The sequence below is a fragment of the Amycolatopsis saalfeldensis genome (genome assembly GCF_900110575.1).
In the GTDB taxonomy this organism is placed as follows: Bacteria; Actinomycetota; Actinomycetes; order Mycobacteriales; family Pseudonocardiaceae; genus Amycolatopsis; species Amycolatopsis saalfeldensis.
Map to the genome: position 1 here is coordinate 122,165 of NZ_FOEF01000015.1, position 23,661 is coordinate 145,825.

Consider the following 23,661-nt stretch of genomic DNA (forward strand, 5'->3'; position numbering starts at 1 on the left):
GGTCTGGGGTGGGCGGCGTGGCCCGGGGTGGGCGTGGTGGTGGAGCTCGGTCCGGGGCGGGCGGTGCGGCCTGGGGTGGGTGCGGTGGTGGTGGGGTCCGGTCCGGGGCGAGCGGTGTGGCCTGTGGTGGTGGGGTCCGGTCCGGCGTGGGTGGTGTGGCCTGCGGTGGTGGGGCTCGGTCCGGCCTGGGCGGTCCGCCCTGGGGTGGTCGCGGGGTCCGGTCCGGCGTGGGTGGTGTGCCCTGCGGCGGACTCGGTGGTGGTAAGGCTCGGCCCCGGGCGGGCGGTCCCGCCTCGCGTGGGCAGATCGGCGGCGCGATGATCGTTGAGCACGGCGTCCTCCCATCGCCGCGGGCCGAGGGGCGCGCGGAGGGCGGTTCTCGGGGTGGCTGTGGTCCTGTTCCTCCGGTGCCGGAGGGGTTTTACAACGTTGTAAATCTGTGGCGGAGCACTGCCCCGGCCGATCGGTGGGGGGTGCGCTACGGGACAGTACGGTCGCCCTGAGTCAGTGTCAACGTACTCCAAGTGGCCGTCCGGGTCGGCCAAGTGGCGTAGTCTCCCGTCGTGCGCTCGTCCGTCCACAGTGGCCGGGAGGCCCACGGGACGGGGCGCCGCCGGCGGCTGGCATTCTCGGCGGGAAGCGTGAGGAGGACGTGGTGGCGAATGTGCTGATCCCGGTGCCGGCCCGGGACTCCGATCCCTCGGAGGTCGCGGTCACCTGGCGGGTGCTCACGGGCGCCGGGCACACGGTGCGGTTCGCGACGCCCACGGGGGCGCCGGCCGTCTGCGACGAGCTGATGGTGACCGGCCGCGGACTCGATCCGTGGGGGCGGGTGCCGGGCTTGCGCCGGGTCGTCCTGCTCGGCCGGGTGCTGCGCGCGGACGGGGCGGCCCGGGCGGCGCATCACGCGCTGCTCGCCGACCCGGCGTGGCGGAAACCGTTGGCGTGGAAGGAAATCACGCTCGACGGCACAGAAGGCCTGGTCCTGCCGGGCGGCCACCGGGCCCGGGGGATGCGCGAGTACCTGGAGAGCCCCGTGCTGCAGGGGCTGGTCGTCGACGCGTTCCGGCGCGGTCTGCCGGTCGCGGCGATCTGCCACGGCGTGCTGGTGGCCGCGCGCAGCGTCGACCCGGAGACCGGGCGCTCGGTGCTGCACGGCCGCCGGACGACGGCGCTGACCTGGCAGCTGGAGCGCACCGCGTGGCGGGTCGCGCGCCGCAGCCGGTTCTGGGACCCGGACTACTACCGCACCTACCTCGAGGAGACGGGGCAGCCCGAGGGTTACCTGTCCGTGCAGCAGGAGGTCACCCGGGCGCTCGCGGCCCCCGGGGACTTCCTCGACGCCGCGGGCGAATCTGCCCGAAAGACCAGCGGCCGTTCCCGCGATCGCCTTGACGACGACGGCCCGGCCTTCGTGGTCGAGGACGGAAACTACGTTTCGGCGCGCTGGCCCGGAGACGTCCACACTTTCGCCGCGAAATTCGCCGCCCGCCTCAGCTAGGGGCACCTTGGCGCTGGGGATTGTTGTTTTCCGGGTGGAATTCAACAAGATTGCCCAAGATGGCGCTTGACTCAACAGGAACCGCGTCGCATGCTTTTTCATGGTCTAGACCTCCATCCCTCCAACGTCGTACGGACGGAGCCGCCATGCGCCGGCGCAGTCTTGCCCGCCGTCTGCTCACTGCTATCGCGGGGCCAGTGGTCGCCGCCGGCCTCGTGCTCGTCGCCCCATCCCACGCGCTGGCCCAGGACAACGGCCTCGCGCGCACGCCACCGATGGGCTGGAACGACTGGAACAGCTTCGCCTGCAACGTCGACGAGACACTGATCAAGCAGACCGCCGACCTGTTCGTCAGCTCCGGTCTGAAGGACGCCGGCTACACCTACGTCAACGTCGACGACTGCTGGATGGCGCCGAACCGCGACGGCAACGGGAACCTGGCCGCGGATCCGGTGAAGTTCCCGAGCGGGATGAAGAGCCTCGCCGATTACGTGCACGCGCGCGGCCTGAAGTTCGGCATCTACGAGAGCGCCGGCACCACCACCTGCCAGAACCTCCCGGGCAGCCTCGGCCACGAGCAGGCGGACGCGAACAGCTTCTCCGCGTGGGGCGTCGATTATCTGAAGTACGACTTCTGAAACCGTGGCGCACCGACCTGGGGATCGGCGGCGTGCCCGGCGCTTGACCTGCACTTTTGGGCTGGTTGGGTCCGGTTGCGTCCGGTCAGGTCCGGTCGTCTCACGGCCTGGTGACGGCCTGGCGGCCTGAGCCTGCTCGGTCCAGCGGGCTACCTGGTAGCGGCTGAATAGTGCGATCTGGTTGGGGCTGAGCTGGCGGCTTGGCATCGTGTTGGCCTCCTCGGGCTGGGGCGTGGGGCTGGCTTGCGTGGTGGGCTCGCCGCCCCCGTCTTCCTCGCCCCTGCCGCCATTAGCACCGGAGTGCCGGTGTCAAGAGTGAGCGGAGCTCATCGCGCAGCGACGCCGTCAGGCGCTCTTGATGCCGGTGCTCCGGTGTTAAAGGATCGCCTGCGAGGGAACGGCCCGCCTCGGAAGCTGCGTGGCCTGCTGGAACCGTGCGCCTGACTGACCGGGGCTGCTGTTCATCCGAACGGATGCCGGGCACGGACGCGCGGGCCGACGTTCGTGCCGGATACGGTGGTCATGCGTGGCGTCCGGTACGTCGATTGCGCGCGGAGCAGGGCCAAACTCCAGCGCCGTGATCGGGGGACGGGGCGCCACGTCTCGTGCATCGGGTGTCAGGTCGGACGCGCTGTTCGGTATCGGCTCTGGAGTCGGGCGGGGGCGGCGGCGCGCGCACAGGTGGCGAGCTGTCGGCGGGCTCGTCCGGCGGCCGGCCGGAGCGGAGCGGGAGGCCGGTCCGCCATGGGACGGAGCCCGCCGGACGCGAGGTGACTTGCGCGCCGCCGCAGGCGGCGCCTTGATCCCATAGAGCCAAATTCGGCAGCAGTCGACGCGAACTGGCGCATCGTGCTAACGATCTGTGGCTGCGGTTCACACTCTCGGGCGGTCGCGCTGGTTCGGTTTCCCGCGTTAACTGGACTGCGGCAGTATCGACGCTGGAAGGAAGTGCGCTATGTCCTTGACGGTCCCGGAGGAATTGGTCACGAAGGCGCAGCAGGGCGTGATGACCGACGACGAATTCCTGAGCTGCGTCAAGAACTCGCTCCCGTACGCCTGGTCCGTGGTGGAACGGCTGGTGAAGCAATACGAGAGCGGCGCGACGTCGGCAGAGGACGGCACCGTGCCGCCGGACGACGCGGCGTGGGGTCAGCTTCTCCGCTTCGCTGCCAGCGACTCCATGCGCGGTGCGGTAGAGCGGAAGTACGGCGTGAAGCTGGCCTTCCAGAACTGCTGCAAGACGGGGCTCTTTGCTCCGTCGGCCGCGAAGGAGTACGAAGAGTTCGTGTCGCCGCGCGCTCAGATCCTCAACCAGAAGCCCGAGCTGATCAACTGCTAGACGCAGAAAAGACGCCTGTCGCGGTGAGCGCGGCAGGCGTCTTTTTGTATTTCATGCGCTTATTGCGATGACTCTACCCGTAGTACGTATTCAAGTTCGAAACGATGCGCGTCGAGCAATATATCCGCCGTCTCGACCGGAGTTTCGTCCGAAAAGGTCGTTCGCGCGATGATCACCACCGGTGTTCCCTTGCGAAGCTTGAGGGTCTCCGTCTCAGATGGACGCGGCATGCGGGAGCGAAGGCGCTCGACCACCCGCGTCGGACGGAGCCCGATAGCCGTGAAGCGGTCGACCAGACCGGCGGTCATGAGCACACCTTCCTCTGGCCGTTCGATCGGCGTTCCTCGGGTGATCTCCAGCGGCTCATATGAGTGGGTGAGCATCATCGGCTCATCGTTGGCGTACGACGTGTAGTCGGTTCGCATCACGTCGGACCCAGCCGGGATCTTCAGCCGGTGAGCGATGTCGGCGCTGGCGCGGTCCGGGTATGTCTTATGGCTGTAGCGGGGGATGCGCTCGGCGGCAAGGGCCTCTTCGGCGAACGGGGCACCCGGGTTGGTGCGGTAGTGCTGCTCTGACCTGCGCACAAGCGGCTGATACCGGCGGACGAACGCGCCGAGCCGCTGAACCCGATCAATGAGCCCCTCATTCTCCAGTACGTCCAACGCCTCGCGGGCGACGATCCGCGACACGCCGAAGTCGTCGCTGAGTGCCTCCTGTGACGGCAGGCGGTCGCCGGGCTGGAGGTCGCCGCTGACGATCTTCTCTCGTAGCGCATCGGCGACACGTTCGTACAGGTACTCGGGCACGGGCTGTCTCCTGCCTGGTCGGGACGTGCTTTCAGCACCTTAGTTGACTTGGCATACCGAGCCTTGGTATACCTAGAAGTACCTTGGCATACCCAAGGGGCGGCCACAAGGCCGCTAACGGCTGACTGAAGGGTTCAAATCAGATGGCAATCGCCAGGGGTTACAGGTTCGACATCCCGTTTGACCAGGCATTTCCTCAGGGGCTTGTGATGGTGGGGGAGGTGACGGCGGACACGGAGTACCAGTCTCGGGAGGACCGGGCGGCGGGTCGTCCGACGCGGCAGCGGGTGGACGAAGTGACGGGTAAGCGGCAGTGGAAGGTGATGGTGACCGACCCGGACGAGCTGAAGGCGAAGCGTGCTTCGTTCGAGGTGATCTTGCTGGCCGATCACCAGCCGGTGCCCACGGGGCCGGAAGTGCTGCCCGGGATGCGGCCGGTGGAGCTGGACGGCCTGACGGCTGAGCCGAAGGTCGCCGGGCAGGGTGAGTACAAGTACCAGTCGTACGCGTTCCGCGCGACCGGCTTCAAGGAGGCCGCGACCGGTTCCGGCAGCGGTTCGAAGTCGGCGGGCCGTTCGGGCTCGGCGGCCAGTGGGGATGCGGCGGGTAAGGCGGCGTGACGGTGAGGGCGGCCGAGCCGTCGTCCGGTGGGCAGGACTTTCAGGGTCGGGTTCGGTCTTGGGAGTCCGCCTATCGGGACTACATGGCGGCGTGGGAGCACGGGAAGCGGGTGCTGTCGCCGGTGAACTCGTTGAACACGTCCAATGCGGCGCGGCGGGTGTCGCGGGCGTGGCACGAGCTGGCGCAGACGCAGGGATTGCCGTGGTGGTGCGTGGCGGCGCTGGAGTCAGCCGCCGAAGGATTCTCTGAACTGGCAAGGGATTGGGCGAGTAAGGCAGACGGTGATGGTACTTCGAGTCGACGGGTTCGGGGTCACGTGGACGGTCGAGTCCCGGGATCCGGTGGCGGTGGAGGAGACCGGCCCGGACCCGGCGAGTCCGCCCATGCTGGTGGTGACCGGAGCGACCTCGGCGGTATCGCTGACGGTGCCACGCGACCGGGACGAGTGGCCGGCATGCGTGGCGTTCCTTCTCCGGCTCCGCGAAGGAGTGGACGACCTGGCGGCGCTGCTGGCTGCGCGCGTGGCGGATCCGGACGGGCGTGATGGGAACGGCGACGGTGGCGGCTGCTGAGGCTCGGGGGCCTCGGACATTGCAGGAGGCGCACGACGATTCGTACGCGCGGATGCCGGGACGGGATGCGCCAGTGTCGGCATGGGTGGCGTTCCGGCGGGCGAACGCACGGATGTACCGGGCGGTCGCCGACCTGGACCGGGGCCACCACCACGAGGCGCTCTACTGGTTCGACCGTGAGCGGCGCGAGGTGGAGAGCCTGACCAAGAAGCCTGAGTGGAAATCGGACTACGGACGGGAGGGGGTAGAGGCGGCGGGCAATCCCGTTGTCCCGGCGGCACGCCTGAGTGAGGGGCAGCTTCCGCCGTTGCCGGACGTCGGATTCGGCGTGTATCTCCGGGCGGCGCGGGAACGGAAATCGTTGAGCCTGACCGCAGTGGCGGCGAAAGCGAAGATCGGTAAGTCGACGTTGCAGGCGATCGAAGTGGGTTCGCGTCGGCCGGGGTCGCTGGAGGTGATCGCGGCGCTGGCTGACGCTCTCGGCGAGGACCGCGCCATGTTCGCCCTGCTGGCCTTGCGGGTGCACGCGGACTCCTCGGGCGGCGACGATGACTGAGGACGGGCAAGTGGCGGGCGAGCTGGATTCGGTGGTGGTCGCCGAACTGGTCGAGTGCTACGCGGCTGGTGAGACAATCGAGGGTCTGGTGGCGCGGTATCCGTTCAGCTACCGCAAGATTCGTACTGCGTTGCTCGACGCGGGCGTGACATTGCGTCCGCCGAAGATTCCGCTTCCGCCGACCCCGCCGGGCCTGGCCGACGCCTACCGCGACGGTCGGACGATCCGGCAGCTCGCCGCGACATATGGCATGAGCTACAACCAAACACGCAACATTCTGTTGGCTGAGGGCGTCGAACTCCGCTCACGCGGCAACTTCTCGACACGGCGCGTGGCGGGCATGAAATGAACGAGGCTGAGGTAAGGGAGCGGCGGAACGCGCAGATCCTGGCCGCACATCGCGACGGGGTACCGGTGGTCGAGATCGCGCGTCGGTTCGGTTTGTCGCTGAGCTGGACCGGTGCGCTGTTGCGCCACCGCCTCGGCGCTGATGTGCCGGAGACGGGGCGGGGTATCCGCTGCGAGCTGGATGCTGGCGAAGTGGCGGAAGCCTACCGCGACGGTGCGACCGTCCGGGCGCTGGCGGAGGAACACGAGGTGTCCTACGGCAAGGTGTATCGGCTACTGAAAGACGCAGGGGTCCAGTTCCGGCCCCGGGGAGGCCGCGTGCACTAGCCGGATCCGAGAAGAACTGAATACCGAACATTTCCGCACGCAGGGACGCGTGTCAGATAAACGCGTCCTTGTGTGCCCAAAATTGTCCTGTTAAAACGCAGAACCGGCCCTTGGCTACCAACCTGTTCCGGTTCTGCGTCTGTCCACTGGAGTAAGCGAACAATGCAAACAATAAATGATGACAACCGAGGGCAGTCAACCGGGGTCACCCGGATGCGCTGCCAGACATGCAAGAAGTTCGCTCGCCTGCTGCCGGGTGAGACGAAGTGCGGGCCGTGCATGGGGATGCTTCCGCTGGCCCTGACGCTGCCGACCGCTGCTGTGCGGGGTGGTCGCTAATGGACGCGCACGGTGTGATGACCCTGGTAGCGGTCGGCGGCGGCCTAGCCGTGCTGCTGTGGGTCCTGGCCAAGATCGGCCGTGCCCTGGCCGGTCTCGCGGAGCTGCTGGCGGCGCTCGCGGTCGTCGGGATAGCGCTGTGGGGCCTGGTACGGGCCGGTGCCTGGATTGTTCGGCAACTGGTGACGCACTGGCGGACCTGCCTGACGCTGGTGGCGGCGTGGGCCTGGTGCCGGTCGCTGGGCTGGGTCTCGCTGGTGGTCACGCTGGCAGTGCTGGTCTTGGCCCAGCTCGTCTGGTGGCGGCTGGACGCGGTGAGCTATGACCAGTGGTGCGGCCGGTGGCTGCGGGGCTGGTGGCTGCGCTGGGCGCTCTACGGCCGCAAGCTGACAGGCTGGTTGAACGCCTGCGGACTCGTGGTGCGGGACGCGTCGGTGCCGGTGGACGTCACGGTGTCGCTGATCGGGCGGGGCCGTGGCCGGGGTCGGAACACGGTCTCCCGCAGTGAGAACCGCACGGCTGGTGTCGCGGTGCCGAAACTGCTGTCGGTCCGCTCCGGGGCGTCGTGGGATGAGGTGCGGGTGCGGCTGGTGGCCGGCCAGACCCCGGAGGAGTTCGACGACGCGGCCCGCGCGCTGGCGGTGGCCAGGAAGGTCACCCGCTGCCAGATCCGGGAACTCGAGCCCGATGTGGTCTCGATCGACTTCATGCGCCGGGACCTGCTGGCGTCGCCGGTGACGTGCCTGCCGGTGCCGGACCTCGTCGCCGTCGACGGGACGGGCGTGGACTTGCGGGCGGTGTTCGCCGGGGCGACTGAGTACGGCAAGCCGTGGCGGCTGCCGCTGGTCGGCACCGGGTCACACACCCTGGTTGCCGGGGCTACCGGGTCGGGGAAGAACTCGGTCATGTGGTGCCCGCTGGTAGCGGCCGCGTCGGCGATCCGCGCCGGGGTCATCCGAGTGTCGGGGATCGACCCGAAGGCAATGGAGCTGTCCTACGGGCTCGGGATCTTCGCCCGCTACGGCCAGTCCGGGAAAGAGGCCCTGGAAGTCCTGGGCGCGCTGTTGGACGAGCTGGAGAACCGCAAGCGTGTCTTCGCCGGGAACACGCGTGAGGTGCCGATCTCGACGGAGTATCCGGTGGAGCTGCTGGAGTTCGACGAGATCGGGGCGCTGACGAAGTACACCGACCGCAAGACCCGTGACCTGATCGTGGAGAAGCTGGCGATCCTGACAACGCAGGGCCGGGCACTCGGGTTTACCGTTCGCGGGTATGTGCAGGAGCCGACGAAGGACACGGTTCCGGTGCGGGAGCTGCTGCCCCGGCGCATCGCCATGCGGCTGACCTCCAAGACGCAGGTTCCGATGGTGCTTGGGGACGGCGCGTACGAGCGTGGCGCGTGGGCCAACCGCATCCCGGAATCGGCGGCCGGTGTCGGCTACGTGTGGGGCGAAGGCGTCCGCGAACCGCTGCGCGTGCGGGCCGGGTGGGTGCCGGATCAGACGATCAAGCAACTGGAGCACTACGTCACCAACGGTGGCGCCCAGGTGATCAGTCTGACCGATCGACGCACGGGAGAAGGGAGGTCGGCATGACTTCGACGAACACAAATCCGCAGGTTGGGGATATGCCGGCCGCGACTTCGGGCACCCCGGTGGGGCGTGTCCGCGGCGCGTTGTCGACGGAGGTCGTGAAGGCGACGGCGGAGAAGTACGGGGTGTGTGTCCGGCCGTTCACGATGGAAGTCGGGGACACTGAGACCGGCGAGATTCGGTATGTCCCGGTGCCGTGCGGGTCCACTGTGGAATCGCAGTGCCTGCCCTGCGCGCGGAAGGCGAAAGCCCTGCGGCAGGCGCAATGCCGGGAAGGGTGGCACCTGGCCGAAGAGCCGGTGATCACGCGCGAGAAGCCCTCGGAGACGCAAACGGAGCTGCTGACCTACCGGGCTGACCTGGCGGCGCACTACCGCGAGGTGGTGGCGGCTGGGAATGAGGCTGAGGCGGAGGAGCTGCGCGCGGAAGTGGCCACTGTGGACGCGGAGCTGCGGGCCTCGGGGATGACCGGTCGCCTGCCCGCGCTGGATGAGGTGGAGCGGAGGGCGGTGAAGCGGTCCACTCGTCGGCGGCAGGACGCGCCGAACCTGCCCCGTCGGAAGGTGAGCAAGTCGACGGTGGGGCGGGAGTTCGCGGGGAAGTTCCGGCCGTCGATGTTCGTCACGCTGACCTGCGACACCTACGGCCGGGTCCGGCCTGATGGGTCTCCGGTCGACCCGGCGAGCTACGACTACCGGCGGGCCGCTCGGGATGCGGTGCACTTCGCGGCGCTGGTGGATCGGTGGTGGCAGAACCTGCGCCGGGTCGTCGGCTGGGATGTGCAGTACTTCGCGACGGTCGAGCCGCAGAAGCGGGCCGCTCCGCACCTGCACGCGGCGTTGCGGGGGGCGATCTCGCACGAGACCATCCGGCTGGTCACTGAAGCCACCTATCACCAGGTGTGGTGGCCTGCTCATGACGAACTGGTCTACACGGAACGGAAACCGGTGTGGGACCCCGATCTCCGTTCCTTTGTGGACCCGGAGACGCGGGATCCGCTGACGGCGTGGGATGACGCGGTGGAGGCCGTGGAGACCCCGGCGCACGTGGTGACCTTCGGTGCCCAGGTGCATTCCAAGGGGCTGCTTGGTGGTACCGAGGAAGCCGGGCGGCACATCGGCTATCTGACCAAGTACCTGACGAAGTCCACCGGTGAGGTTGTGGAGGCCGACACCGCCGGGCAGCAGGATCACCATGACATGCTGCACGCCCACCTGGCGGTGACGCCGTGTTCGCCGCGTTGTGCGGTGTGGCTGCTGTACGGGATCAACCCGAAGGGAGCAAACGGGAAGACCACGCCGGGGCACTGCAAGGGACGCGCTCACCGCCGGGCCACCCTCGGGCTGCCGGGGCGGCGGGTGCTGGTGTCGCGCAAGTGGTCCGGGAAGACGGTGGCCGATCACAAGGCTGACCGCCGGGGGTTTGTGCTGTCGGCGTTGGCGGCGGTCGGGATCAGCAAGCCGGAACCGGCCCCGGATCGGTTCGTGTGGCGCAAGGTCGAGCCCGGTGACACCCACTGCCCGCCGAGGGACCAGCTGGTCATGCGGGCGATCTCGGAGCGGATCACGTGGCAGGCGGAGTACTCAGCCGCGATGCTCGCCGCCGCCGGACCACCAGGGCAAGAAACTTCGGCAACTGCGGTCCGGGAGGCTGCTTGACCCATCGCGGAGGGGAGGACACGGGGATGACAGTGCGAGTGCGCGTGGTGGCGATCGAGGGACTGTGGGGGCCGGAGGAACTGGCGGCGTTCCTCGGGATTCCGGAAAAGACGCTGCGGGACTGGCGGCTGAAGAACTACGGGCCGCCGTTTTCGAAGCTGGGCAAGCACGTCCGCTATGACCCGGCGGCGGTGCGGGCGTGGGTCGCGGATGCCAGTGCGGCGTAGGCAGGCCGATGTTTCGGCAATTCGAGATCTGAGAAGGGAGTGACGATGGGGCATATTCAGGACCGGTGGTTTCGGGATCAGGTCGACCCGGTCACCGGTGACTTGGTGCTGAACAAGAAGAACAAGCCGGTCCAGGAGCGGACGGAACTGTATGGGAAGGGGCTGCGGTACAAGGTCCGTTACCTGGACCCGGACAAGGTCGAGCGGTCGAAGTCGTTCCCGGACGGGAAACTGACCGAAGCGCAGAAGTACCTGACGAAGATGGAGAACGCCGTCTACGACGGCACCTATGCCGACCCGAAAGCCGGTGAGGTCCAGTTCGGCAAATACGCCTGGGAGGTGCTGGCCGGCCGATCCCGGGACGAGTCCACGGTGGCCAGCGTCAAGGACCGGATGGACAGTCAGGTCATCCCGTTCCTGGGGCGGAAGCTGCTGCGGTCGTTCACCACGCCCGAACTGATCCGGAAATGGCTGGCGTGGATGGCTGAGCAGGACAACCCGGTGTCGGTGAACTATCAGCGGCAGGTGTTTGACCTGGTGTCGTCGATTCTCGACGCTGCTGTCGCTGACGGGAAGATCAAGAAGAACCCTTGCCGGGACAAGTCGATCAAAGCGCCGGTGCCGGTGGCACGAAAGGTGACGCCGTGGAAGGAATCACGGCGTCACCGCGTCGAGTTGGCGTTACCCGCCCGGTTCAAGCCCTGCGCCACGCTCGGGACCGGTCTCGGGCTGCGGCAGGGTGAGATCTTCGCGTTCAGTCCGGACAACATCGATCGGGACCGGATGGAGTACCGGTGTACGCGCCAGATGGTGACGGTGAACGGGGTCCGGAAGTTCAAGCTCCCCAAGGGGCACAAGACGCGGGTGATCCCGCTTGGGTACGGCGTGCTGGACGAAATCGACGCCTACATGGAGACGTACCCGCCGGTGGAGATCACGTTGCCGTGGGGTGAGCAGGACGCGAAAGAGTTCGACACGGTGACCGTCCTGATGACGAACAAGGTCGGTGGGCTATACACGCGGCAGGCGTTCAACAACGTCATCTGGCGGCCCACCTTCAAACGGGCCGGACTGTCCTATGAGGACCGTGAAGACGGGATGCACGCAATGCGGCACCTGTTCGCCTCGGCCATGCTCGAACGCGGCGTGTCGCTCAAGGAGCTGGCGGCGTTCCTCGGGCACTCCTCGGAGGCGTTCACGCTCAAGACCTACACGCACCTCATGCCCTCCAGTCACGACCGCGCCCGCGCGGCGATCGATGACCTGATCAAGCCTCGCCGCAAGCCTCAGGCCGCCGGAGAGACGGCCTGACGGCCTGATGACGGCCTGGGCTACTGATAGCCCATCCAAACGGGACGAGATCCCCAGGTCAGAGCGCACTTCGGTTTCATTCGTACGACAACTGCGCCAACGGCAGCAGCACCAAGGACCAGTACATCCAGCGTTACACCGCGATGCGCGACGCCCTGCTCGCGACCGGGCGGCCGATCGTCTACAGCATCTGCGAGTGGGGCTACTTCGACCCGGCGACCTGGGCGCCGGCGGTCGGCAACCTGTGGCGCACCACCGGCGACATCGAAGCGAACTACGGCAGCATGCTCTCGATCTTCCACGCGAACGCCGGACTGGCCGCGGCCGCCGGGCCCGGTGCCTGGAACGACCCGGACATGCTGGAAGTCGGCAACGGCATGCGCTTCACGGAGGACCGGGCCCAGTTCAGCCTGTGGTCGGCGATGGCCTCGCCCCTGCTGTCCGGCGCCGACCTGCGCAGCGCGAGTCCCGCCACCTTCTCCCTCTACCTGAACTCCGACGTGATCGCGGTCGACCAGGACTCCCTCGGCAAACAGGCCACGGAGATCTCCGCTTCCGGCGGGCTCGACGTCCTGGCGAAACCCCTGTCCGACGGCGGCGTCGCGGTGACGCTGTTCAACGAAGGCGACAGCCGCCAGACCATCTCGACGACGGCGTCCGCGGCCGGCCTCCCGAGCGCTTCGAGCTACAAGCTGACCAACCTGTGGACGAAGGAGCTCACCACCAGTTCCGGCGGGATCAGCGCGTCCGTGCCCGCGCACGGCGTGGTGATGTACCGGGTCGCGCCGGGTTCGGGTAGCAGCACCGGGACCACGCATCCGCTGCTCGGCTCGTCATCCGGCCGGTGCGTCGACGTCAACGGCGCCTCGACCACGGCCGGGACGGCGGTGAACCTCTGGGACTGCAACGGCGGCAGCAACCAGGGCTGGAGCTTCACGAGCGCGGGCGAACTGCGCACCTTCGGCGGAACCCAGTGCCTCGACGCCACCGACAACGGCACGACGGCGGGCACGAAGCTGATCATCTGGCCGTGCAGCGGCGCGGCCAACCAGCAGTGGCGGCTCAACGCGGACGGCTCGATCACCGGCGTGCAGTCCGGGCTCTGCGTGGACGTCACGGGCGGCGACAAGCCGGCGGGCAACGTCAACGGCACACCGCTCGAACTGTGGGGCTGCAACGACGGCGCGAACCAGGCCTGGTCGCTGAAGGGCTAGCTCTACTGCCTGCTGGCCTCTCCGGGATTCGCGTCCGATCGCGGCTCCCGGCGCGGCCAGTCCCAGGCGATGCCGACGACTCCGGCGGTACCGTCCGACACGGCCAGGTGGACGGCGTTGTCCTTGTTCAGCACCAGATCCGTCCGGCTCAGCCGGGGCTCGTCCAGGCCGGCCTGAGTGTAGGAATGGCAGCCGGCCGGCGGGGCGGCCGGGTCGAACCGGATCTCCAGCAGGAAATGCTCTTCGGTCGCGCGGACAGCGTGCGCGTACTCCTGGGCGGGCTCCCCGGTCGGGTCGTGGACGACGTACTCGAGCACCCAGGTGTCGCCGGTTCGCAGGGCTTCGGTGAACAGCAGCTCGCCGATCAGCACCGGGGCCCCGGCCGGTCACGACTGGGCGCGAACCGGCCACGGCGCGAATCCCGGCCGCTATGCTGCCCCGGTGACCGGCCCGCAGGTGATCGCCGAGCGTTATCGGCTGGAGGAGCGTCTCGGCGCCGGGGGGATGGGCGTCGTCTGGCGGGCGACGGACCTGGAGCTGCGGCGGACCGTGGCGCTCAAGCGCTCGCTGGACGGCGACACGGGCCAGATCCGCCGGGAGGCACGGCTCGGCGCTTCGCTGCACCACCCGCACGTCGTGGCCGTGTTCGACTCCGTCGCCGACGGCGACGACCGCTGGCTGGTGATGGAGTACCTGCCGGCCCGCAGCCTGGAAGAGATCGTGCGCGCCGACGGCGTGCTGGCGCCGGAGCGGGCCGCGGCCGTCGGGGCGCAGATCGCCTCGGCGCTGGCCGCGATGCACGCCCGCGACATGGTGCACCGCGACATCACCCCCGGCAACGTCCTGGTCACCGAGGACGGCACGGCCAAGCTCGCGGACCTCGGCATCTCCCGCTGGGCGGAGGTCACGCTGACCGGCAGCGCGCAGGTCGGCGGCACGGCGGGCTACCTCGCGCCGGAGGTGGCGAACGGCTACGAGGCCGGTTCCGCCGCCGACGTGTTCTCCCTCGGCGCGACGCTGTTCGCCGCCGTCGAGGGCGTTTCCCCTTGGGGCAGCGGGGAACGCGGGCCGTTCGCGCAGCTGCGGCGCGCGGCGGACGGCACGCTCGAGCCGGCGCGGAACGCCGGTTCGCTGGCCCCGGTGCTGGAGACGCTGCTGAGCAGCCGCCCGGCGCAACGGCCGAGCGCCGCCGAGGCGGGGGCCTTGCTGGGCGGAGCGCCCGTGGGAAACGCGCCCAGCCGACGGCGAGGGCTTTCGCGGCCCGGGTCCCGGCGGAAGGCGCTGGCCGCCGGCGTGCTGGTCGCGGTGGTCCTGCTGGTCACCGGGTTCCTGGTGTTCACCCGGGACAGCCCGCCGCCCGCGAACGCCGCCGCGGACCTGGTCGGCGACCCGCGCACCGCCGACCCGTGCTCGCTGCTGACGGTGAATTCCCTGAGCCCGTACGGGAAAGTCTTCCTCGAACCGAACCTCGGCACGTTCGCGCGCTGCGACCTGGACACCACGCTGCCCGCCGGCGGCGGCACGATCGTGACCAGCCTGGAGCTGGCGGCGCCCGAGGAGTACCCGGCGGTGCCGCCGGTGGCCGGGCGGCTCGGCGAGATCCAGCGCCCCAACGCCGATTCCGGGAAGTGCCGGCGCTACTTCGTCCTGCCCGACCTGAAGGTGGTCAGCGTCAGCTCGGTCCGCGCCGACGGGGCCGACGCCCCGCAGCTGTGCGCGATGTCGGACGCGGTGGTCGGCGACGTCTACGCGAGGGTGGTCCGCGGCCCGATCGCCCGGCGCGCGGAGGCGTTCCCGCGCGGCTCGCTCGCGACGATCGACGCCTGCACGCTCGTCGACGACGCGACGCTGCGCCAGACCGTCGGGCCGGGCTACCCGGTCGACCGGTACTTCGGGAACTGGGCCTGTGCCTGGGGCCACGACGCGGAATCGGTGGACCTGTACTACGACCGGCAGTGGCCGCTGGCCACCGACCCGCCGGACGGCCAGACCCGGGCCACCGTCGGCGGCCGCCTCGCCTACGTCGACCCGCACGAGTCCGACGGCAACACCTGTGACGTCACCGTCCGGTACCGCACCTACACGCCGGTGCTGCCTCCGCTCGAGGGCACGCCGGGCCGGCGTGACGAGGTCGTCCTGCTGGAGTTCACCGACGACGCGAACCGCGGGCACCTCGACGTGATCTGCGCTCGCGCTCAATCGCTGGCCGCGGTCGTCGCCTCGCGGCTGCCGGCGGCCTGATCTTTCAGCCCGGCTTCGTCGATTTCGGCCATGTGCTCCTCGGCCCAGGCGCGGACGGCGGCCAGCGGGGCGTCCAGCGACAGCCCGAGTTCCGTGAGGCGGTAGTGCACGCGGGGCGGGTTGGTGGCTTCGACCCGGCGGGTGAGCAGGCTGTCGGCGGCCATGCCCTGCAACGTCGAGGACAGCATTTTCTGGGATATACCGGGGATCCGCCGGCGCAACTCGGCGAAGCCGACCTCGTCCGGCTCGGCTTCGGCGAGCACCTTGACCGCCATGGAGAACCACTTCGTGCCGATCCGGTCGAGCAGGCGGCGGGTCGGGCAGGCCGGGTCGAACAGGTCGCCCCGGCGGCCGGGGGAGGGGGTCACCCGCGGGTCACCACCTTTCGTCGAAGTGCCTTCTTGGCGGACGTGCTCAGGTTACCTATGTTCATCAGGTAACCAAAGGTAACCACCAAGGAGGCGTCATGTCCACGATCACGCTGCACCGGATCCCGGCGAACGGGCTCGAGGTGAACGTGGCGATCGCCGGGCAGGGGCCGGCCGTCCTGCTGCTGCACGGGTTCCCGCACACCTGGCGGCTGTGGGCGCACGTCATCCCGCGGCTCGCCCGCGACCACCGGGTGATCGCCCCCGACCTGCGCGGGCTCGGCGGGACCAGCCGTCCCGAGCGGGGTTACGACGCGGGCACTCTCGCCGCGGACGCCGAGGCGCTGCTCGACGCGCTGGGCGAGCCGTCCGCCGAGGTCGCCGGGATCGACCTCGGGGCCGCGCCCGCGTTCCTGCTGGCGATGCGCCGCCCCGAGCGGGTGCGGCGGCTCGTGCTGATGGAGGCCGTGCTGGGCGCACTGCCCGGCGCGGAGGGCTTCGCCGCGCCGTGGTGGTTCGGCTTCCACGCGGTGCCCGGCCTGGCGGAGACCGTGCTGGCCGGGCACGAGGCCGAGTACGCCGGCTGGTTCCTCGACATCGGCACCCGCGCCGACGGCGTCCCACCCGACGTCCGGGCCTCGTTCCTCGACGCGTATAGCGGATCCGGCGCCCTGCGCAGCGCGTTCGAGCACTACCGCGCATTCCCGGAAACCGCGCGGCAAATCCGCACGGCCACTGACGGCGCCCGGCTGCGGGTGCCCACCATGGCCATCGGCGCGCACCCGGTCGGCGACGCCCTGGAACGCCAGCTGCGGCCCATCACCGACAACCTCACCGGCCACGTCATCCCCGACTGCGGCCACCTCGTCCCGCTCGACCGGCCGGACGCCCTGCTGCCGTTGCTGGGCGGTTTTTTCGCCGGGGCCGCGATGACGGCCTGACCGCAGGGTGCGGCGGACCGGCGGCTGCTCCGGTCGCTGCCGGGGGGATGTCTGGGGCTGGCTGCGTGGCCGTGGTTGGCCTGGCCTCCAAGGGCGGCTGCGGTCTGCCCGGTTTCCGCCGGTGGATGTTCAGGTAGCGGCTGGGAACTCCCCCGGTTCTGGCCGCGTGGCCGTGGCTCGTCTGGCTTCCACCGGTCGCCCCGGTCTACCCGGCTTCCACAAGTGGCCGCTCCGGTCGTGGCGGGGACCACGGGGGCCCGGCCCCGCGGCCTCGGCCAACCCAGCGGCCACCGGCGGTCGCAGTCGGCGATCGAGGTCCCCGGTGTGGCGCCTCGGCCGATCGGCCAGGGATCCCGGCCGGATTGCCGATCCGGTGGGCCGGGCGTAGGCGCCAGGATTCCGGTATGCCGTGAGGCCGCAGCGGAGTGCCTATTCAGGACGGTCCACAGGGGAGTGAAACGGCCTGCTCACGGGTCTTTCGGGCGGCCTTCCTGCCCCATGGACTTCGTTCCCCGTCCCGCGCGGAGCCCGGTATTTCCGTTTGGTAGCTTCGTTTTCGTCGAGGGGGAGATCCGCTTAATGCAGAACGTCAAGCTGGACCCGGCGCCGGTCGAGGTCGAGGTCGAGGTGCCCGGGCTGCACTGGGCGGGCTTCGCCGGGGTCGTGGTGCTGGTGCTCGCGACCTGGCTGCCGTTGCCCTCGGTTCTCGTGGTGGCGCTGGGCGTGATCGGGATGGCCGCGTTCGTCGTGTCCTGGCTGCTGCTCGGACGCCGCGCCGCCGACGTTTCCGTGCGCCGGCTCTACACCATCGCGGGCCTGGTCAGCCTGCCGCTGCTGGCGGCGCGGCCGCTGTTCAGCGGCGACGTATACAGCTACCTGGCGCAGGGCGTGATCGCGGCCAAGGGGCTCGATCCGTACGCGCTCGGCCCGGCGGCCGCGCTGGGCGCCGCCTCGCCGGTGACGCTGCAGGTCAGCCACTACTGGCAGGACACGCCGGCACCGTACGGGCCGGCGTTTGTCGGGCTGTCGCGCGTGATCGCCCACCTGGTCGGCGAGAGCGTGGTAGGGACGGTGCTGCTGCACCGGCTCCTGGAGCTGATCGGCGTGGTGCTGCTCGCGTGGGCGCTCCCGCGCCTGGCGCGGCGGGCCGGGGTGCCACCGTCGGTCGCGGTGTGGCTGGGGCTGCTGAACCCGCTGGTGCTGTGGCACGTGGTCGTCGGCGTGCACAACGACGGCCTGATGATCGGGCTGACCGTGGCCGGGCTGGAACTGGTCTACCTCGGCGCGGCAAGGGCCGGCGCCGCTCGGCCCGCGCTGATCGCGGCGGGTGTGGTGCTGGTCAGCGCCGGGGCGAACGTGAAGATCGTGGCCGTCGCGGCGCTGTGCTTCGTGGGGGTCGACCTGGCCCGGCGCGCGCGCCCGGCCGGGAAGGCCGCGGTGCTGGTGGGGCTGCCCGTGGGATTCGCGCTGGTCACAGTGCTCATCACGCTGGGCAGCGGGCTGGGCTTCGGCTGGGTCCGGGCGCTGGCCGGGGTCTCCTCCGGCGCGGTGCACAGCTGGCTGGCGCCGACCAACGAGCTGGGCTTCCTGGTCGGCGGAGTCGGCAAACTGGCCGGGCTGGACCTCACCGACAGCGCGATCAAGGTGTTCTCGGCGGTCGGCGCGGTGGCCGGCCTGGTCGTCGGGGCGCGGCTGCTGTGGCTGACTTACCAGGAAAGGCTGCACCCGCTGCTCGGCGCCGGCCTGGCCTTCGCGGCGATGCTGGTGCTGGGACCGGTCGTGCAGCCGTGGTACCTGCTGTGGATGATCGCGCTGCTCGCGGTGAGCCTGACGACGGAGCGCGCCCGCTGGATCCTCGCCGGGGTCAGCGCGGTGCTCGCACTGGTGCTGCCGCCGGCGGGCGGCGGTGCCGTCGCGCTGGTCGTGGGCTACCTGATCGCCGCCGGGGTGGTCGGCGCGACGCTGCACCTGCGGCGGGCGAGCCTGCTCCAGCCGGTCTAGACCGCCGGGGCGAGCCAGGACCGGGCGATCTCACGGAAGTCGCCGGCCAGCGGGTTGTGCTCGGTGAACCGGGTGGCGACGACGACCCGGCAGGGATCGATGCCCTCGAACGGGATCGTGGCCAGGTCTTCGCGCAGGGTGGGTCGCCGGTCGCCCGCGGGCAGGATCGCGACGCCGTGCCCTTCGGCGATGAGCTCGAGCTTGTCTTCGAAGCTGTCGTCGGCCGTGGGCTGGGCCCCGGCGCTCCAGATCGAGGCCGAGCTGGTGCAGGCCACCAGCTCGGTGTCGCCGAGGTCCTCGAGCGTCACCACTTCCTTGCCCGCAAAGGGATGTGACGCCGGCACGACCAGCACCCGGGCCTCGTCGTAGAGCGCGTCCACGCGGAACCGGCCGTCCGGGAACGGCAGCGGCAGCCGGGCGACCAGCGCGTCCACGCGGCGCTCCGGTAGCGCGGAGGTTTCGGCCCAGCCCAGGTGCCGGGTGGTGATCTCGGCGTCCGGGTGCCGGCGGCGCAGCTCCCGCACGGCCGGGGTGACGACCAGGTCCCCGACGTAGCCGACGGTGAGCGCGCCGGGAGAGGCCGCGGAACGCGTGGCGAGCGACGCTTCGTGGGCGGTGTCGAGCAGATCGTGGGCCCGCGGCAGGAAAACCCGGCCCGCGTCGGTGAGCCGGCTGCCTTGCGGCGTGCGGTCGAACAGCCGCGCGCCCAGCTGGTGCTCCAGCCGCTGGATCTGCCGGCTCAGCGCCGGCTGCGCGAGGTGCAGCGCGGCCGCGGCCCGGCCGAAGTTCAGGTGCTCGGCCACGACCGTGAAGTACCGCACCAGCCGCAGGTCGAGGTCCGGGGTTTCGGGCACGAGCCCAGTTTACGCGTCATGCCGCAGCCGTATGACGACCTGCGAAAACGGTCTTGGACACCCGTCGCGCCGCGTTCTTGACTGGATGGCATGAGTGCAGACCGAAGTTCCCCGAACGGCCGCTACACCGGGAAAAGCGTGGTGATCACGGGCGGCAGCAGCGGCATCGGCCTCGAGACCGCGAAGCTGTTCGCCGACGGCGGGGCGCGCGTGCTGATCACCGGCCGCACCCGGGCCACGCTCGACTCCGCCCGCGAACAGCTCGGCGGCAACGCGGTGGCTGTCCTCGGCGACGCCGCGTCGCTGGCCGACACGGAGGCGCTGGCCGGCCGCGTCAAGGCCGAGTTCGGCACGTTCGACGCGCTGTTCGTCAACGCCGGTATCACCGGCTTCGTGCCGTTCGAGTCGATGACGGAGGACCGGTACGACGAACTGCTCGCGGTCAACGCCAAGGGCCCGTACTTCGCCGTGCAGAAGCTCGCGCCGTTGCTGAACGCGGGCAGCGGCGTGGTGCTGACCACCTCGATCGTGAACGTCAAGGGCATTCCGATGGTGAGCGCGTACGCGGCCAGCAAGGCGGCGCTGCGCTCGATGACCCGCAGCCTCGCCCGCGAACTGCTGCCGAGGCAGCTCCGAGTGAACGCGCTGAGCCCCGGGCCGATCGACACGGGCATCCTCGCGCGATCGATGCCGGCCGAGGGCGTGCAGCCGATGGAGGCGCAGATGAAGGAGGCCAACCCGATGCTGCGGTTCGGCGATCCGGCCGAAGTCGCCCGGGCGGTCGCGTTCCTCGCGTTCGAGGCCACTTATACGACGGGCGCGGAACTTCCGGTGGACGGCGGCGCTTCGCAGCTCTGAGTCCCTGGAAACGGTGAAGGCCGGCGCAGTCACGCGCCGGCCTTCACCGTTCGGTCCGGGTGGTCAGGCGGGCGGGTCGGCGAGGATGCCGTTGACGAAGGTGCCCGGGTGGGTGGCGGAGTCCTGGCGCAGGACCGTCAGCGACGAAGGCCAGGCGACGGTCAGCGCCTGGGTCTGGCCGGGCGGGATGGTCACCAGCCGGGACGGCGTCCAGCCGGTGGAGCCGAGGCTGCCGACGGAGCCCGGCGTCTGGGTCAGCACCGTGACGGTCGCGGTCGCCGACTGGCCCGGCTCGACCACGTTCATCGGCACCCCGTTGTCGATGCGCGGCAGGTGGTAGGTGGTGCCGTTCGGGTCGTCGGGGCCGACCAGGTCGACGCCGGGGACGCCGTGCAGCGCACACGAGTGCGACGAGGTGTTCGTGTACTTCAGCGGCACGTCGAACTGGCCCACCGCGTCCTCGTGCTGCTTCGGGGAGCCGAGCGACGCCGAGAGGTCGGCAGTGGTGCAGCGCGGGGTGCTGTCCGAAGAGGACTTCGGGGCCGTGCCGGATTTCGGTGCGGTGTCAGGGCTCTTCTTCGAGACGTCCGAGACGCCTCCGCCGCCGGCGCCGCCCACGGCACCGCTCCCCGCTGCCGGACCGGCCGGCGCGGCGGCCGGCTGGCTCGCACCCGAACCGCAGGCCGCGAGCGCGAACGCCCCCGCCACCGCTGCCACACCGATCGAGACCCGCTTCATTCCGACGTTGACCATGATTTCTCCTCCTCGACTGTGCACCGTGGACTGTGCAATGCAGACACGGCGCAACGGACTGTTCAGTTCACCTGTGCTGGGGCGCGGTTCAGCTGATGGCGGTGACCTGAACGCCGGCGCCCTTCAGCGGCGCGCCGGCCGGCCAGGCCGCGCTGACCGGCTGGCCCGACGGCAGCTGGAACGACACCGCGGTGGGCGTGAGCGCGTTCGCCGGCGCGTCCACCTGCTGCACGATCCGGGACTCGGCCGGGTGCCCGGCCCGCAGGTTCACCGGCCCGCCGGTGGCGCCGTCCGGCGTCACGGCGACGTCCGGGATCGGCTGTGCGCCGGCGGCGAAGGCCAGCGCGGACGGCGTGCCTTCCAGCTTGCAGTTCGTGGTCGGCGCGGCGGCGGTGTAGGTGAGCACGTAGGCCTCGTGGCCCGCGGCGTGAGCCGGGTCCGCCGTGACGCCGACCTGCACATCGGCCGTGCCGCAGGGGGTGTCCGACGGATTGGCGCTGGCGGCCCCGGAGGCCAGCAGGAGCCCGCCCGCCACCACCGCGCCGGTTGCCACGGTCGCGGCCACTCGCTTCGTCAGGTTGCCCATCGGGTCATCTCCTTCGTTTGTCGATCGGACTCACCAGAAGAGATGTCCATGAGGGTGTCCGCGATGCGTCGCCGTGAGATCACCCGCAACCGGGCAACCCGGGGACGCCCCGGACGTCCACCCGTACGAGCCACACCGGCCGGATTCGCTTGCGCAGCACCGAGTCCGGGCCGCTGACCAGTGTGGACGGGCTCAGCGGGCCGGGTCGCGGTAGTCCTTCGGCGGGGCCCCGAGCAGCCGGGCGAACATGGTGGAGAACGCGGCCGGGCTCTCGTAGCCGAGCGTCGTCGCGACCTCGGCCACGGGGCGGTCCGCGGCCAGCAGCGGCAGCGCGTGCAGCACACAGGCCCGTTGGCGCCACTGGAGGAAGCTCAGTCCCGTTTCCGCGCGGAACAGCCGGTTCAGCGTCCGCTCGCTCAGGTGCAGCCGTGCCGCCCAGCGCGCGGGCGGGTCGTGCACGTCCGGCGAACGCGTGAAGGCCTCGCAGAGCGCGTGCAGCCGCTCGTCACGGGGGAGCGGCAACTCCAGCGGCAGCGGCAGGCACCGTGAGACTTCGTGCAGCAGCAAGGTGTTCAGCGCCGCGTCGCGGCCGCGGGCCGGGTACTCGGGCTCGATGTCGACGGCCGCCAGCAGCAGTTCCCGCAGCAGCGGGGCCACCTCCACCGCCCGGCAGCGCCGCGGGAACCACGGCACGGCGGACGGTTCGAGGTAGAGGCTGCAGGTGCTGACGTTCAGCATCGTGACGGCGTGGTCGGTGCCCGGCGGGATGAGCACCGCCCGCCGGGTGGGCACGGTCCAGGTCCCGTCCGCGGTCTCGACCCGCATGGACCCGGTGGCGCCGTAGAGGAACTGGGCGCGGCGGTGCCGGTGCCGGGGCAGCCGGTGCTCGGGCGGGTAGTCGGTGCTGATCGCCAGCACCGCGCGGTCGAGGCCGTCGACTTCGTCGAGCGGGACATTGCGCACGGGGCCGAGCCTAACCGAGGCCTGTCCGATTCGCGAAAGAATCTGTCGTACTTTCGAATGCACGCCGGACGCCGGTCTTCTAGGTTCGAGCGGTGCCCACCTCGCTGCTGATCCTGTTCGCCTTCGGCTGCCTCAGCGGCGTCACCACTGTCCTCTTCGGATTCGGCGGTGGTTTCGTGACGGTGCCGGTGATCACGGCGGTCGCCGGCGGCGGGGACGCGCTGCACGTCGCGGTCGCCACCTCGGCCGTGGTGATGCTGGTCAACTCGGCCGGCGCGACCGTCGCCGGGCTGCGGGCCGGGCGGGTGCGGCGGGAGTACCTGTGGCCGCTGGCCCTGTTCGTCGGGCTCGGCGCGGTGCTGGGCGCGTTCGCCGCGACCTGGGCGCCGGACGGCCTGCTGCGCCTGCTGTTCGCCGCGTACCTGGTGGTGACGATCCTGGACAGCCTGCTGCGCAAGGGATTCCTGCGCCCGCCCGAGGACCGCACGCCGCTGGGACCGGTGACGTCGACGGCGGGCGGCCTCGGGATCGGCGCGGTGGCGAGCTTCCTCGGCGTCGGCGGCAGTGTGCTGACGGTGCCGCTGCTGCGTCGCAAGGGCCTCCCGATGACCGATGCGGTGGCGCTGGCCAACCCGCTCAGCCTGCCGGTCGCCCTGGTCGCGACCGTGGTCTACGCCGGCACCGGCCCGGGCCCCGCCGGCTACGTCGATCCCCTCGCGGCCGCGGCCCTGCTGGCCGGCTCGCTGCCGGCCATCGCGATCGTCCGGCGGTTCGCCGGCCGCCTGCCGGACCGGGTCCACGCGGTGGCCTACGTCGGCCTCCTGGTGGCCGCGCTGGCCGCGGTGCTCTAGCCTCCCGTGGCCGGCCCTGGCCCCGCTGATCTTCGGGATTCCGCGGTGGATGGCGTTCAGCGCGCCGGGAAACCGAAGAAATCGCTGATCGCCCCGTGGTGTCGAAACCGCGGTCGGTCCGGCCCAGGAGGAAACGGGGGCGGGCGGTCTTGGGGCCGGGGACGGTGTGGCCGCCTTCGCGGACGGTGTAGAG

The 23,661-nt window shown here is 70.4% G+C and carries 24 protein-coding genes and 1 pseudogene; 18 read left to right on the forward strand and 7 right to left on the reverse strand.

Going from position 1 to position 23,661, the window contains the following annotated elements:
- Positions 1–655 precede the first annotated feature (655 nt).
- The 3 genes and pseudogenes from BMY97_RS29550 (at position 656) to BMY97_RS29560 (ending at position 3,478) form a co-directional block, all read left to right on the forward strand.
- On the forward strand, positions 656–1,501 hold the full coding sequence (locus BMY97_RS29550; protein ID WP_091623194.1) for a type 1 glutamine amidotransferase domain-containing protein: 846 nt from the start codon (positions 656–658) through the stop codon (positions 1,499–1,501).
- A gap of 146 nt (positions 1,502–1,647) precedes the next feature.
- Positions 1,648–2,133 (forward strand): annotated as a pseudogene (locus BMY97_RS29555) (glycoside hydrolase family 27 protein); the annotation flags it as partial.
- A 961-nt stretch (positions 2,134–3,094) separates the two neighbouring features.
- Complete coding sequence (locus BMY97_RS29560; protein WP_091622846.1) at positions 3,095–3,478, forward strand: SCO5389 family protein; 384 nt, start codon at positions 3,095–3,097, stop codon at positions 3,476–3,478.
- Between the two features lie 59 nt (positions 3,479–3,537).
- Here the strand turns inward: BMY97_RS29560 and BMY97_RS29565 are convergent, their stop codons facing one another.
- Positions 3,538–4,287, reverse strand: coding sequence for a GntR family transcriptional regulator (locus BMY97_RS29565; protein WP_091622848.1), 750 nt, complete (start codon positions 4,285–4,287; stop codon positions 3,538–3,540).
- Between the two features lie 143 nt (positions 4,288–4,430).
- Between BMY97_RS29565 and BMY97_RS29570 the strand changes: the two genes are divergently transcribed.
- From BMY97_RS29570 to BMY97_RS29615, 10 genes are all read left to right on the forward strand, one after another.
- Entirely contained in the window at positions 4,431–4,907 is a 477-nt protein-coding gene (locus BMY97_RS29570; protein ID WP_091622849.1) for a hypothetical protein, read from the forward strand.
- Between the two features lie 285 nt (positions 4,908–5,192).
- Positions 5,193–5,480, forward strand: a complete 288-nt coding sequence (locus tag BMY97_RS29575; protein ID WP_091622851.1) for a hypothetical protein — start codon at positions 5,193–5,195, stop codon at positions 5,478–5,480.
- Positions 5,452–6,036, forward strand: a complete 585-nt coding sequence (locus BMY97_RS49400) for an AMED_5909 family protein (protein WP_342744061.1) — start codon at positions 5,452–5,454, stop codon at positions 6,034–6,036. The genes BMY97_RS29575 and BMY97_RS49400 overlap by 29 nt, the downstream gene beginning before the upstream one ends.
- 10 nt (positions 6,037–6,046) lie before the next feature.
- Positions 6,047–6,385: a helix-turn-helix domain-containing protein gene (locus tag BMY97_RS29585; protein WP_091622853.1), complete on the forward strand. Its 339-nt coding sequence runs from the start codon at positions 6,047–6,049 to the stop codon at positions 6,383–6,385.
- The gene (locus BMY97_RS29590) at positions 6,382–6,711 is read left to right on the forward strand and encodes a helix-turn-helix domain-containing protein (RefSeq protein ID WP_091622856.1); all 330 of its coding nucleotides are present in this window, start codon (positions 6,382–6,384) and stop codon (positions 6,709–6,711) included. Before BMY97_RS29585 ends, BMY97_RS29590 begins: the two co-directional genes overlap by 4 nt.
- A 356-nt stretch (positions 6,712–7,067) precedes the next feature.
- Positions 7,068–8,645, forward strand: a complete 1,578-nt coding sequence (locus BMY97_RS29595) for an FtsK/SpoIIIE domain-containing protein (RefSeq protein WP_245787561.1) — start codon at positions 7,068–7,070, stop codon at positions 8,643–8,645.
- A gap of 32 nt (positions 8,646–8,677) precedes the next feature.
- Positions 8,678–10,300, forward strand: coding sequence for a replication initiator (locus BMY97_RS29600; protein ID WP_091622861.1), 1,623 nt, complete (start codon positions 8,678–8,680; stop codon positions 10,298–10,300).
- Between the two features lie 26 nt (positions 10,301–10,326).
- Positions 10,327–10,527 (forward strand): helix-turn-helix transcriptional regulator, encoded by a 201-nt coding sequence (locus BMY97_RS29605; RefSeq protein ID WP_091622864.1) that lies wholly within the window; start codon positions 10,327–10,329, stop codon positions 10,525–10,527.
- Between the two features lie 45 nt (positions 10,528–10,572).
- Entirely contained in the window at positions 10,573–11,838 is a 1,266-nt protein-coding gene (locus BMY97_RS29610) for a tyrosine-type recombinase/integrase (RefSeq protein ID WP_091622867.1), read from the forward strand.
- A 26-nt stretch (positions 11,839–11,864) separates the two neighbouring features.
- Complete coding sequence (locus BMY97_RS29615; RefSeq protein WP_281246943.1) at positions 11,865–13,052, forward strand: ricin-type beta-trefoil lectin domain protein; 1,188 nt, start codon at positions 11,865–11,867, stop codon at positions 13,050–13,052.
- Between the two features lie 2 nt (positions 13,053–13,054).
- On the opposite strand, the gene BMY97_RS29620 is transcribed toward BMY97_RS29615, so the two are convergent.
- Positions 13,055–13,423 (reverse strand): hypothetical protein, encoded by a 369-nt coding sequence (locus BMY97_RS29620; RefSeq protein WP_091622870.1) that lies wholly within the window; start codon positions 13,421–13,423, stop codon positions 13,055–13,057.
- Positions 13,424–13,493: 70 nt separating this feature from the next.
- On the opposite strand from BMY97_RS29620, the gene BMY97_RS29625 reads away from it, so the two are divergent.
- Positions 13,494–15,293: a serine/threonine-protein kinase gene (locus tag BMY97_RS29625; protein ID WP_143086332.1), complete on the forward strand. Its 1,800-nt coding sequence runs from the start codon at positions 13,494–13,496 to the stop codon at positions 15,291–15,293.
- Here the strand turns inward: BMY97_RS29625 and BMY97_RS29630 are convergent.
- Positions 15,248–15,661, reverse strand: coding sequence for a winged helix-turn-helix transcriptional regulator (locus BMY97_RS29630; RefSeq protein WP_091622875.1), 414 nt, complete (start codon positions 15,659–15,661; stop codon positions 15,248–15,250). The genes BMY97_RS29625 and BMY97_RS29630 overlap by 46 nt on opposite strands.
- Before the next feature lie 98 nt (positions 15,662–15,759).
- Between BMY97_RS29630 and BMY97_RS29635 the strand changes: the two genes are divergently transcribed.
- Positions 15,760–16,602 carry an alpha/beta fold hydrolase gene (locus tag BMY97_RS29635; RefSeq protein ID WP_091622878.1) on the forward strand — a complete coding sequence of 281 codons (843 nt, stop codon included), beginning with the start codon at positions 15,760–15,762 and terminating at the stop codon, positions 16,600–16,602.
- 579 nt (positions 16,603–17,181) lie between these two features.
- Positions 17,182–18,603: a polyprenol phosphomannose-dependent alpha 1,6 mannosyltransferase MptB gene (gene mptB, locus BMY97_RS29640; RefSeq protein WP_091622880.1), complete on the forward strand. Its 1,422-nt coding sequence runs from the start codon at positions 17,182–17,184 to the stop codon at positions 18,601–18,603.
- On the opposite strand, the gene BMY97_RS29645 is transcribed toward mptB, so the two are convergent.
- On the reverse strand, positions 18,600–19,457 hold the full coding sequence (locus BMY97_RS29645) for a LysR family transcriptional regulator (RefSeq protein WP_091622883.1): 858 nt from the start codon (positions 19,455–19,457) through the stop codon (positions 18,600–18,602). The genes mptB and BMY97_RS29645 overlap by 4 nt on opposite strands.
- A 90-nt stretch (positions 19,458–19,547) precedes the next feature.
- Between BMY97_RS29645 and BMY97_RS29650 the strand changes: the two genes are divergently transcribed.
- Positions 19,548–20,315 carry an SDR family oxidoreductase gene (locus tag BMY97_RS29650; protein ID WP_091622885.1) on the forward strand — a complete coding sequence of 256 codons (768 nt, stop codon included), beginning with the start codon at positions 19,548–19,550 and terminating at the stop codon, positions 20,313–20,315.
- A 63-nt stretch (positions 20,316–20,378) separates the two neighbouring features.
- On the opposite strand, the gene BMY97_RS29655 is transcribed toward BMY97_RS29650, so the two are convergent.
- The 3 genes from BMY97_RS29655 to BMY97_RS29665 all read right to left on the reverse strand — a co-directional run bounded on the left by BMY97_RS29655 (position 20,379) and on the right by BMY97_RS29665 (position 22,617).
- Positions 20,379–21,068 (reverse strand): DUF4232 domain-containing protein, encoded by a 690-nt coding sequence (locus tag BMY97_RS29655; protein WP_091622888.1) that lies wholly within the window; start codon positions 21,066–21,068, stop codon positions 20,379–20,381.
- 88 nt (positions 21,069–21,156) lie between these two features.
- Positions 21,157–21,654: a DUF4232 domain-containing protein gene (locus BMY97_RS29660; protein WP_091622891.1), complete on the reverse strand. Its 498-nt coding sequence runs from the start codon at positions 21,652–21,654 to the stop codon at positions 21,157–21,159.
- Positions 21,655–21,846: 192 nt separating this feature from the next.
- Positions 21,847–22,617: an AraC family transcriptional regulator gene (locus BMY97_RS29665; RefSeq protein ID WP_091622893.1), complete on the reverse strand. Its 771-nt coding sequence runs from the start codon at positions 22,615–22,617 to the stop codon at positions 21,847–21,849.
- Positions 22,618–22,709: 92 nt separating this feature from the next.
- Between BMY97_RS29665 and BMY97_RS29670 the strand changes: the two genes are divergently transcribed.
- On the forward strand, positions 22,710–23,468 hold the full coding sequence (locus tag BMY97_RS29670; RefSeq protein ID WP_091622896.1) for a sulfite exporter TauE/SafE family protein: 759 nt from the start codon (positions 22,710–22,712) through the stop codon (positions 23,466–23,468).
- Positions 23,469–23,661: the final 193 nt, after the last annotated feature.

Bases quoted from the DNA above. Each gene is read 5' to 3' on its own strand.
- BMY97_RS29655 (WP_091622888.1), bottom strand. From the start codon at position 21,068: ATGGTCAACGTCGGAATGAAGCGGGTCTCGATCGGTGTGGCAGCGGTG.
- mptB (WP_091622880.1), top strand. From the start codon at position 17,182: ATGCAGAACGTCAAGCTGGACCCGGCGCCGGTCGAGGTCGAGGTCGAG.
- BMY97_RS29560 (WP_091622846.1), top strand. From the start codon at position 3,095: ATGTCCTTGACGGTCCCGGAGGAATTGGTCACGAAGGCGCAGCAGGGC.
- BMY97_RS29590 (WP_091622856.1), top strand. From the start codon at position 6,382: ATGAACGAGGCTGAGGTAAGGGAGCGGCGGAACGCGCAGATCCTGGCC.
- BMY97_RS29595 (WP_245787561.1), top strand. From the start codon at position 7,068: ATGACCCTGGTAGCGGTCGGCGGCGGCCTAGCCGTGCTGCTGTGGGTC.
- BMY97_RS29650 (WP_091622885.1), top strand. From the start codon at position 19,548: ATGAGTGCAGACCGAAGTTCCCCGAACGGCCGCTACACCGGGAAAAGC.
- BMY97_RS29570 (WP_091622849.1), top strand. From the start codon at position 4,431: ATGGCAATCGCCAGGGGTTACAGGTTCGACATCCCGTTTGACCAGGCA.
- BMY97_RS29660 (WP_091622891.1), bottom strand. From the start codon at position 21,654: ATGGGCAACCTGACGAAGCGAGTGGCCGCGACCGTGGCAACCGGCGCG.
- BMY97_RS49400 (WP_342744061.1), top strand. From the start codon at position 5,452: ATGGGAACGGCGACGGTGGCGGCTGCTGAGGCTCGGGGGCCTCGGACA.
- BMY97_RS29635 (WP_091622878.1), top strand. From the start codon at position 15,760: ATGTCCACGATCACGCTGCACCGGATCCCGGCGAACGGGCTCGAGGTG.
- BMY97_RS29605 (WP_091622864.1), top strand. From the start codon at position 10,327: ATGACAGTGCGAGTGCGCGTGGTGGCGATCGAGGGACTGTGGGGGCCG.
- BMY97_RS29600 (WP_091622861.1), top strand. From the start codon at position 8,678: ATGCCGGCCGCGACTTCGGGCACCCCGGTGGGGCGTGTCCGCGGCGCG.
- BMY97_RS29575 (WP_091622851.1), top strand. From the start codon at position 5,193: ATGGTACTTCGAGTCGACGGGTTCGGGGTCACGTGGACGGTCGAGTCC.
- BMY97_RS29610 (WP_091622867.1), top strand. From the start codon at position 10,573: ATGGGGCATATTCAGGACCGGTGGTTTCGGGATCAGGTCGACCCGGTC.